We start from the raw sequence: 6,722 nt of genomic DNA, 5'->3' as shown, positions 1-6,722 counted from the left end.
ACCGGGCTGAAAACTGAACACTGAAAACTTTCCAACTCCATCGTCCGACGATGGCTCAAGGAACTATGTCAAAGAGCAATGAAACCACCCGACCCCTGCGAGTTACCGTCTTCTTCCTCCCTACGATTGAGAGTTCAAATTAAGCGATATTTGAAACCCGGCTGGTTCCGCAGTGGCTACTCAGGATTCCCCGGTTTTATTCTTCACCGGCGTCCCTTTCCCCCTCCAGCTTACGAGCCCCAACAACAACGCCCGATACACCCACAGATCCTACCCACCTCGGTAGGGCGAGGCTCCTGACGAGCCCAAACTCTTTTCGCAACTGCCCCACCAAACTTCAGCAGAGACCCCGAAGCAAGATTCTCACTTCCCCATATAAGGAAGCCGAACTTCGGCCCTGACGGTTCCATAAGGAATTGCCAAAACGATTCCATCGAATCACTCAGCGGGGATTTCAGCCTTCCGTGTCCCTAACCCGAAACTTAAAACCCGAAACACGTAACCGGCTTGCAGCCCTTCCTTTACCGACAACGAGTTGTCAGCAATCCCACTATCCCTCACCGCACCCACTCAAACCACCACAATGTGTTATCTATAAGCGACATTTCTCCCAACTTATTCCAAGAGAGATAATTCCGATCCAAGATTTCCGCTTTTTCATCCAAATTCACCTTCGCCGACCTCATCGAAAATTTACTCAGTTAAAAAAATCAGCCCCATTTGTCCCATGAGACCTATATGTCCCATTCACCTTTCCCAAAAATTAGCCCGCCGGTGCAACCGGCTTGACATAATTAACTTTGTATCACAAAGTAAGTTTACCATCAAAGGACTCTAATGAAAACTCTCGCCCGCACCGCTGCTGGTTTATCCTTCACCGCCTTCTTCCTCAGCGGCTCCATCGTCATCTCTCAGCCGGGGCTCTTCGCCACTGTCGTCGGCCTTTTCCTTATCGGCATCGCCTTCTTCACCGGCCCCCTCCTCTGGCTCGCCGCCGAGAAATGGTGTGCCAAACCTGATGGCCGGTGAACCATGTCCCACCCATGTTACGCCACCCGCTCTTAGGATTCTTCAGTAGCCTCGCCGCGCTCACCTTCATTTACATCGTAGCTTGGGTGACTGATATCGGCGGTCCAGCAGCCGCTATAGCGGATGATGGCTACCCTCTTACCGTCATATTTGTCCCTGCCATCGCCATCATCTTCTCCACCGTCGCATTTTTAGTAGCTGTCTTGCCCCAAGCATTATTGGCGCGCTTGATAGTCAATCGCTTCAAATGCCAGACACCTATTCCATACCTGTTACTTTTCGCTTTTTCAGCACTGATCATCACTCCAATCGCTTTTCAAGATTCCACCCCCACCCCGCTCTGGACACTTTTTTGGGGCATCGCATACTTGCTTACTGGCAGTTCTGTTCTTTGGTGGATTTCGTTCCGTCATATTTTGACCAAATAGAAAGTAATGAACACCTCACGCACCATCGCATGGCTCCGCTCCCCGAAGGTCAGCCCCATCCTGATCTGGACTGCCCTCGCCATCACCCTCCTCGCCCTCTGTCGCATTGGCTATGTGCTGCGTCTGTTCTATCTTGATACCGCAGCACTCGCCCCTGGCACCGCCATCCGCCCTCTGGGTGTTACCTACCATCTCGCGATCGCCTGGTTCGCCTCCCTCCTATGTGGCGGCGCGTGCGCCTTTACCGGCGGCATCTTCGCCACCATCCAACGCCGCTGGAACTACCTCGCCTTCGCCCTGCTCGCGACCGGTCTGACTCTCGCTCCCCTGCTCCTCAGCAATTGGGGCTTCAATCATATCGTCCAACTCAGGCAACTACTCCTGAAAGACTGACCATAAAACCGTCAGCCCCGAGATACTTCCCACCAAAATTCGGCTGACCCCATTCGGTTGATTCGTTTTCCCCTCTCGATGTTGGATGTTCGATGTTTCCCTTGTCATTTCCCTGGTGTTTGGAGATTTAGTTCGTCATTCGGATTTCGTCATGGGTCATTCACATCGTGGGATATTTCTCAAACTTCGCCAGCGCCACATCCATCTTGTCCCACGCGTGCGCATCTGACACCCACACATCCATCTGCGCATTAAAACTCACTCGTAGCGCAGACTGGTAGTCGGCAGGCCACACAATCCAGCATGCCGCAACGATAAATCAATTCACTAACTCCCTAATCTTCCCCGTAATTTATCCGTGTGATCCGTGTTCAATCCGTGGCTCAATTTGACGAACCCTCCCTTTTCTGATTAGCTTACTGCCATGCCCAAGGCTCCTCCCACTACGCGACCGCTCCGTGGATTCGCCACTATCCCTGAGACACCGGGCTCCAAGTATACCCCTCAGGAAACCATCCGTTTCCAGGAGATGTTTCTCCCTCAAACCGAACTCTACCGCCGTCGCCAGCGGCAAGCCGCGATCGCCTTTCTCGGAGGCGGCGGCCCATTCTTAGCTGCACTGCTGTTAAATAGTATCACCCATCTCCTGCTAGATCGCGCACCGGTTCCCCAAAGCTGGTTCACCCCCTTGGGCATCCTATGTGTTATTTCCATCATCATCGGCATTGGCCTGCTCTGGGCCACCCCCGCGCTGAAATGCCCGGCCTGCAACTGTTCTCTCGATGAAAGGATTCTAACCCACTGCCCCGAATGCGGCAGCGATAAGCTCCATAGAAACATATTCGGCAACCTCTGCTGCCAAAGCTGCAGTAAAGACTTGGAACATCGCCGTAATGAAGGACGCCGCTACCGCATCCACGCCTGCACCGGCTGCGGCGTCATGCTTGATTACCACGGCCTCTGATCGTAGCGCAGGTTGGTAACCTGCTGCCTGTCCCGCGACTGCGGTGATGTCGCCGAATGACAGTCGGCAGGGCTAACGATAGCAAAACAACCATCACAAACAACCCATGGCGCATATCACCTCCTCTGCTTCCCCTCACTCCCTCACCACCGAACTTCGCGCCCTCATACCCGCATGGGCCATCGCCACCTTTTTACCCATCCCCATACTCGTGACCTCTGCAGCCACAGATGTTTCCTGCCTTTACCTCGGCATCATGAACGCCTGGCTCGTGACTGAATTCCACCGCACCTGCGGCCTGCCAAGCAACATCACCACATGGCACATCCGCACCGTAGCTGCTTTGATTGCCGTATTGACCAACGCCGTTCTCTTCATCGCATTCGGATTCGCCACCGGAGTTACCACACATTTCCCCTTTTCCTTGATGGCCATCCTTTCCGTCATCCCCGCTATCGGTATCATTCCATGGATCCTGCGTCGAATCCCCCAGCGGCCCTATGCCTCCATCATACTCGGTGGATTTCTCATCTTCGCTTGCAAACTTGCCGCCTGTGTCGTCGCCCGCTTCGTCTATGGCCCTGACTACATGGAGCAAGGCTACATCGCTGGCGACTGGCGCACCGCCAAACTCATGATCACCCTCCTCTGGACCTTCAGCACCGTGCTTTCCCTCGCCCTGCTCTACGCCGACCATAAATCCTGCTCAGCATCCTATAAATGAGGCTCACCACTCCTCAAATCTTCCCGACGATTTATCCGTGTGATCTGTGTTAAATCTATGGCTAAAACTTCGCCCTTTCCCCGCTGAAAACTTGTAACTCCTTTTCTCACATCACCGGATATTTTCCGAACCTAGCTAAACTTGCATCCATCTTATCCCACACCAGCGCATCTGACACCCACACATCCATCTGCGGATTGAACCCGCTCGGATCATCCATGCTCCCCGCCCGGATCGCCACAATGCCCGGCACCATGTCCGGCTTCCCCATCACCGGCGAACCGCACTCCGTACAAAACCCGCGCCGCGTCATCCCACCCGCCTCACTCGGCGACGCATGAAATTTCAACTCCCCCTTCGTGAACTTGAACGCCTCCGTCGGCACCACCACAAAAGATGAGAACGGTCCTCCACTCGATCTCTGGCAATCCCGGCAATGACAATGCAACATCACCACCGGCTCCGCCGAAGCCTCATACCGCACCGCCCCACACGCACACCCACCTGAAAAAGGAACCGCAATTTTGCTCATAAATATTTAGTTTATTGTTAAATCTTCATCAACGCCGAGCACACCAACAACGTGCTGCCGGCATCTTGCCGGCAGTAAAGGGTCTCACGCCAGTCACGCTCTATTTCAAATAATCAGAATCGAACAACCATCCGCCAGGCAAACGCACTCGCCCACCCGCAGCTTCCAAATCTCTCCAGCAGGCGCCAAATGTTCCCCCTATCCCCTGTAGGCAAGCCGAGCTTCGGCGGAGAAGGCCGGGGTGAGGAAGGCAACATCCATAAGCAAAACTGCCTCACAACTTAGCCAACTCACTCACACGCGATTGATTCTCCATATTTTCACGCACCTCACCAAAACAAACCCCAACACCCCCACGCACAAAACCATCATCCCCACCCGCAGATACGCCGCCGTCGGCAACGATATCCCGATCCCCGTCGCCAACGCCACATACGCCACCACGCACGCCGGACACTTCGGCAACAACGCTAGCACCGCCCCCGGCACGATCCACCCCGCCAACTCACCTGCCCGCCGCCACCTCGACACACGTGGATGAATCGTTTCATCAACGCGCATCGTAGTTTGGCAGCCGCAATTCGCTTTTGTCATTTTAAACAGCGCTTGGATGCGCAATCAAACCGGCGATGAAAAAGGCCCCATCTTCCTTCTCCCCTCGGAGGGGAGAAGGATTGAGGATGAGGGGTGCCGGGCCCCCTCACCCCTTCTTCGCACACCCACACGCCGACTTGGATTCCGTCTCCGGCCAATACGGCTTGTCCGCATCCGCAAACTCATTCGTGCCGTAGCGATCATGATACCGCACCCACGCCATCGGAAACTCCAGATCACCCTCATCCCGCCCCTTCGGCACCATATCCAGCATCCGATACGTGCTCATCGCATCCTCCACACCCCGTCCAAAAGTGGAATACGTGTGAAAGATGTCCCCATTCGCATCCTTGAAGAACACGCTGATGCCCGGCCCCTCCGCACTCGGAAACTCCTGCATCACGTAATTATAATTCACCTTCCCCGTCGCCAGTTCCGCCGCCGTGAATGACACATGGAAGTCATGATTGAACTCACTCCCGCTCGATGACACCCATTTGAAATGCCAGCCCATTCGCCCTTTGAACGCCTCGATCTTCGCTAGCGCTGCTCGCGACACCGCCACCAACGTGACATCCCGCGCCTCCAGATGCGCCAGCGCCCCATCAAAATGATCCGACACAAACGAACAACTCGGACACCCCTCCTGCCAGTCCGGCCCGAACATGAAATGATAAACGATCAGTTGCTTCCGCCCCGCGAACAGATCCGTCAGCTTCACCTTGCCGTTCGGTGAATCAAAAACATAATCCTTCTCCACCTCCACCCACGGCAGCTTGCGTCGCGCCACCGCCAACTCATCCCGCAACCGCGTCGCCTCTTTCTCCTTGTTCAGCAACTCCCTCCGCGCCACCAACCACTCCTTCTGCGACACCACCCTATGTTCCTGCGCTTCCAATATCACTGCACTCATAATTCACCTTTCAGTTATGACTGGCCCCGTAAAAACAGACCCAGCCGATTTCATTTCACAACAACTCGACCAAACACGCCGCCGCAACGTGCTGCCGGCATCTTGCCGGCAGTCGAGGGTCTCCCAACAGACACGCACAGCCTCAAACAACCCGAACCAAGCAACCACCCGCCAGGCAAACGCACCGATTTGTCGGCATGCGTGAAAACGCCGAAGTGCTTAACCACCCTCTCCCCTCGGAGGGGAGAGGGCCGGGGTGAGGGGTGCCCGTATTCCCTCAGCCGTTGCCACACTTACCCCACCTTCTCCACATACTCCGCCAGCACATCCACCGCGCGCCCCCATCCACCCGCATGACTGTCCCGGCTCTCCACCGTGGCAAACCGCGTATGCGTCATCACAAACTCCGTCTGCTTCTCACCCCGCTTCAAAAACTCCACCGTGATCAGCGACACCTTCCCTTCTCCCTCACCGAAATCATCGCCGCTCCCGTCCTTCTCCCAATCCCACGTATACACCAGCTTCTCCGGCGCCTTCACCTCACGAAACTCGCCCGCCGCCGTAAAATACTCCCCCTTCGGATCCTGCATCTGGATGCGCAATTTCCCGCCCACCCGCAGATCCATTTTCGCCGACGGCACGATCATCCCCGGCTCCGGCCGCATCCACTGCCGGATATGCTCTGGCGACGTCCACGCCCGGAACGCCAGCTCCTGCGGTGCATTCAGCAAACGCGTGATGATCAGCGTCGCATTATCCGGCTTCTCCACTTTATTTATCGATGACATTTTTATTCTCTTTCGCTTGTAAGGTTTCCAAATATTTCTCGAACTGATCCAAGTTCCCCTCCCAGAACTTCCGGTAACGATCGATCCACGCCTGCGCCTCCCGCATCGGCTTTGCCTCCAGCTTCAGCGAATGCACCCGCCCCTGCTTCCGCCGCTTCACCAGCCCCGCCTTCTCCAGCACGATGAGATGCTTCGACACCGCCGCCAGCGACATCGAATGCGCCTTCGCCAGATCCGTCACACACTCATCCCCCACCGCCAGCTGCTCCAAAAGCCGCCGCCGCGTCGGATCAGCAAGCGCCCCAAAAGTCCGGTCCAACAACTTGGATTTATATTCAACCATCTGGTTGAATATTG

Annotated in this window: 10 protein-coding genes; 5 read left to right on the top strand and 5 right to left on the bottom strand. The window is 55.4% G+C overall.

What is annotated here, in order from left to right:
* Positions 1-837 precede the first annotated feature (837 nt).
* From VGH19_05025 to VGH19_05005, 5 genes are all read left to right on the top strand, one after another.
* Complete coding sequence (locus VGH19_05025) at positions 838-1,029, top strand: hypothetical protein (GenBank protein ID HEY1170713.1); 192 nt, start codon at positions 838-840, stop codon at positions 1,027-1,029.
* Between the two features lie 14 nt (positions 1,030-1,043).
* Complete coding sequence (locus VGH19_05020; protein HEY1170712.1) at positions 1,044-1,457, top strand: hypothetical protein; 414 nt, start codon at positions 1,044-1,046, stop codon at positions 1,455-1,457.
* Between the two features lie 6 nt (positions 1,458-1,463).
* Complete coding sequence (locus VGH19_05015) at positions 1,464-1,850, top strand: hypothetical protein (protein HEY1170711.1); 387 nt, start codon at positions 1,464-1,466, stop codon at positions 1,848-1,850.
* A gap of 424 nt (positions 1,851-2,274) precedes the next feature.
* Positions 2,275-2,814, top strand: coding sequence for a hypothetical protein (locus tag VGH19_05010; GenBank protein ID HEY1170710.1), 540 nt, complete (start codon positions 2,275-2,277; stop codon positions 2,812-2,814).
* A 106-nt stretch (positions 2,815-2,920) separates the two neighbouring features.
* Positions 2,921-3,538 (top strand): hypothetical protein, encoded by a 618-nt coding sequence (locus tag VGH19_05005; GenBank protein HEY1170709.1) that lies wholly within the window; start codon positions 2,921-2,923, stop codon positions 3,536-3,538.
* A gap of 106 nt (positions 3,539-3,644) precedes the next feature.
* Here VGH19_05005 and VGH19_05000 read toward each other — a convergent pair whose 3' ends face one another.
* From VGH19_05000 to VGH19_04980, 5 genes are all read right to left on the bottom strand, one after another.
* The gene (locus tag VGH19_05000; protein HEY1170708.1) at positions 3,645-4,070 is read right to left on the bottom strand and encodes a GFA family protein; all 426 of its coding nucleotides are present in this window, start codon (positions 4,068-4,070) and stop codon (positions 3,645-3,647) included.
* A gap of 294 nt (positions 4,071-4,364) precedes the next feature.
* On the bottom strand, positions 4,365-4,631 hold the full coding sequence (locus tag VGH19_04995; GenBank protein ID HEY1170707.1) for a hypothetical protein: 267 nt from the start codon (positions 4,629-4,631) through the stop codon (positions 4,365-4,367).
* Positions 4,632-4,770: 139 nt separating this feature from the next.
* Positions 4,771-5,577: a DUF899 domain-containing protein gene (locus VGH19_04990; GenBank protein ID HEY1170706.1), complete on the bottom strand. Its 807-nt coding sequence runs from the start codon at positions 5,575-5,577 to the stop codon at positions 4,771-4,773.
* A 293-nt stretch (positions 5,578-5,870) separates the two neighbouring features.
* Positions 5,871-6,365 carry an SRPBCC domain-containing protein gene (locus VGH19_04985; GenBank protein HEY1170705.1) on the bottom strand — a complete coding sequence of 165 codons (495 nt, stop codon included), beginning with the start codon at positions 6,363-6,365 and terminating at the stop codon, positions 5,871-5,873.
* Complete coding sequence (locus VGH19_04980; protein HEY1170704.1) at positions 6,349-6,708, bottom strand: metalloregulator ArsR/SmtB family transcription factor; 360 nt, start codon at positions 6,706-6,708, stop codon at positions 6,349-6,351. Before VGH19_04980 ends, VGH19_04985 begins: the two co-directional genes overlap by 17 nt.
* Positions 6,709-6,722 lie beyond the last annotated feature (14 nt).

This window comes from Verrucomicrobiia bacterium, assembly GCA_036405135.1.
Taxonomy (GTDB): Bacteria; Verrucomicrobiota; Verrucomicrobiia; order Limisphaerales; family JAEYXS01; genus JAEYXS01.
Note: the sequence above shows the minus strand (reverse complement) of the source record. Positions and strands in the feature narration are given on the sequence as shown.

Coding starts and splice junctions, on each gene's coding strand:
- VGH19_05020 (HEY1170712.1), top strand. CDS start 1,044: ATGTTACGCCACCCGCTCTTAGGATTCTTCAGTAGCCTCGCCGCGCTC.
- VGH19_05025 (HEY1170713.1), top strand. CDS start 838: ATGAAAACTCTCGCCCGCACCGCTGCTGGTTTATCCTTCACCGCCTTC.
- VGH19_04980 (HEY1170704.1), bottom strand. CDS start 6,708: ATGGTTGAATATAAATCCAAGTTGTTGGACCGGACTTTTGGGGCGCTT.
- VGH19_05015 (HEY1170711.1), top strand. CDS start 1,464: ATGAACACCTCACGCACCATCGCATGGCTCCGCTCCCCGAAGGTCAGC.
- VGH19_04985 (HEY1170705.1), bottom strand. CDS start 6,365: ATGTCATCGATAAATAAAGTGGAGAAGCCGGATAATGCGACGCTGATC.
- VGH19_05010 (HEY1170710.1), top strand. CDS start 2,275: ATGCCCAAGGCTCCTCCCACTACGCGACCGCTCCGTGGATTCGCCACT.
- VGH19_04995 (HEY1170707.1), bottom strand. CDS start 4,631: ATGCGCGTTGATGAAACGATTCATCCACGTGTGTCGAGGTGGCGGCGG.
- VGH19_04990 (HEY1170706.1), bottom strand. CDS start 5,577: ATGAGTGCAGTGATATTGGAAGCGCAGGAACATAGGGTGGTGTCGCAG.
- VGH19_05000 (HEY1170708.1), bottom strand. CDS start 4,070: ATGAGCAAAATTGCGGTTCCTTTTTCAGGTGGGTGTGCGTGTGGGGCG.
- VGH19_05005 (HEY1170709.1), top strand. CDS start 2,921: ATGGCGCATATCACCTCCTCTGCTTCCCCTCACTCCCTCACCACCGAA.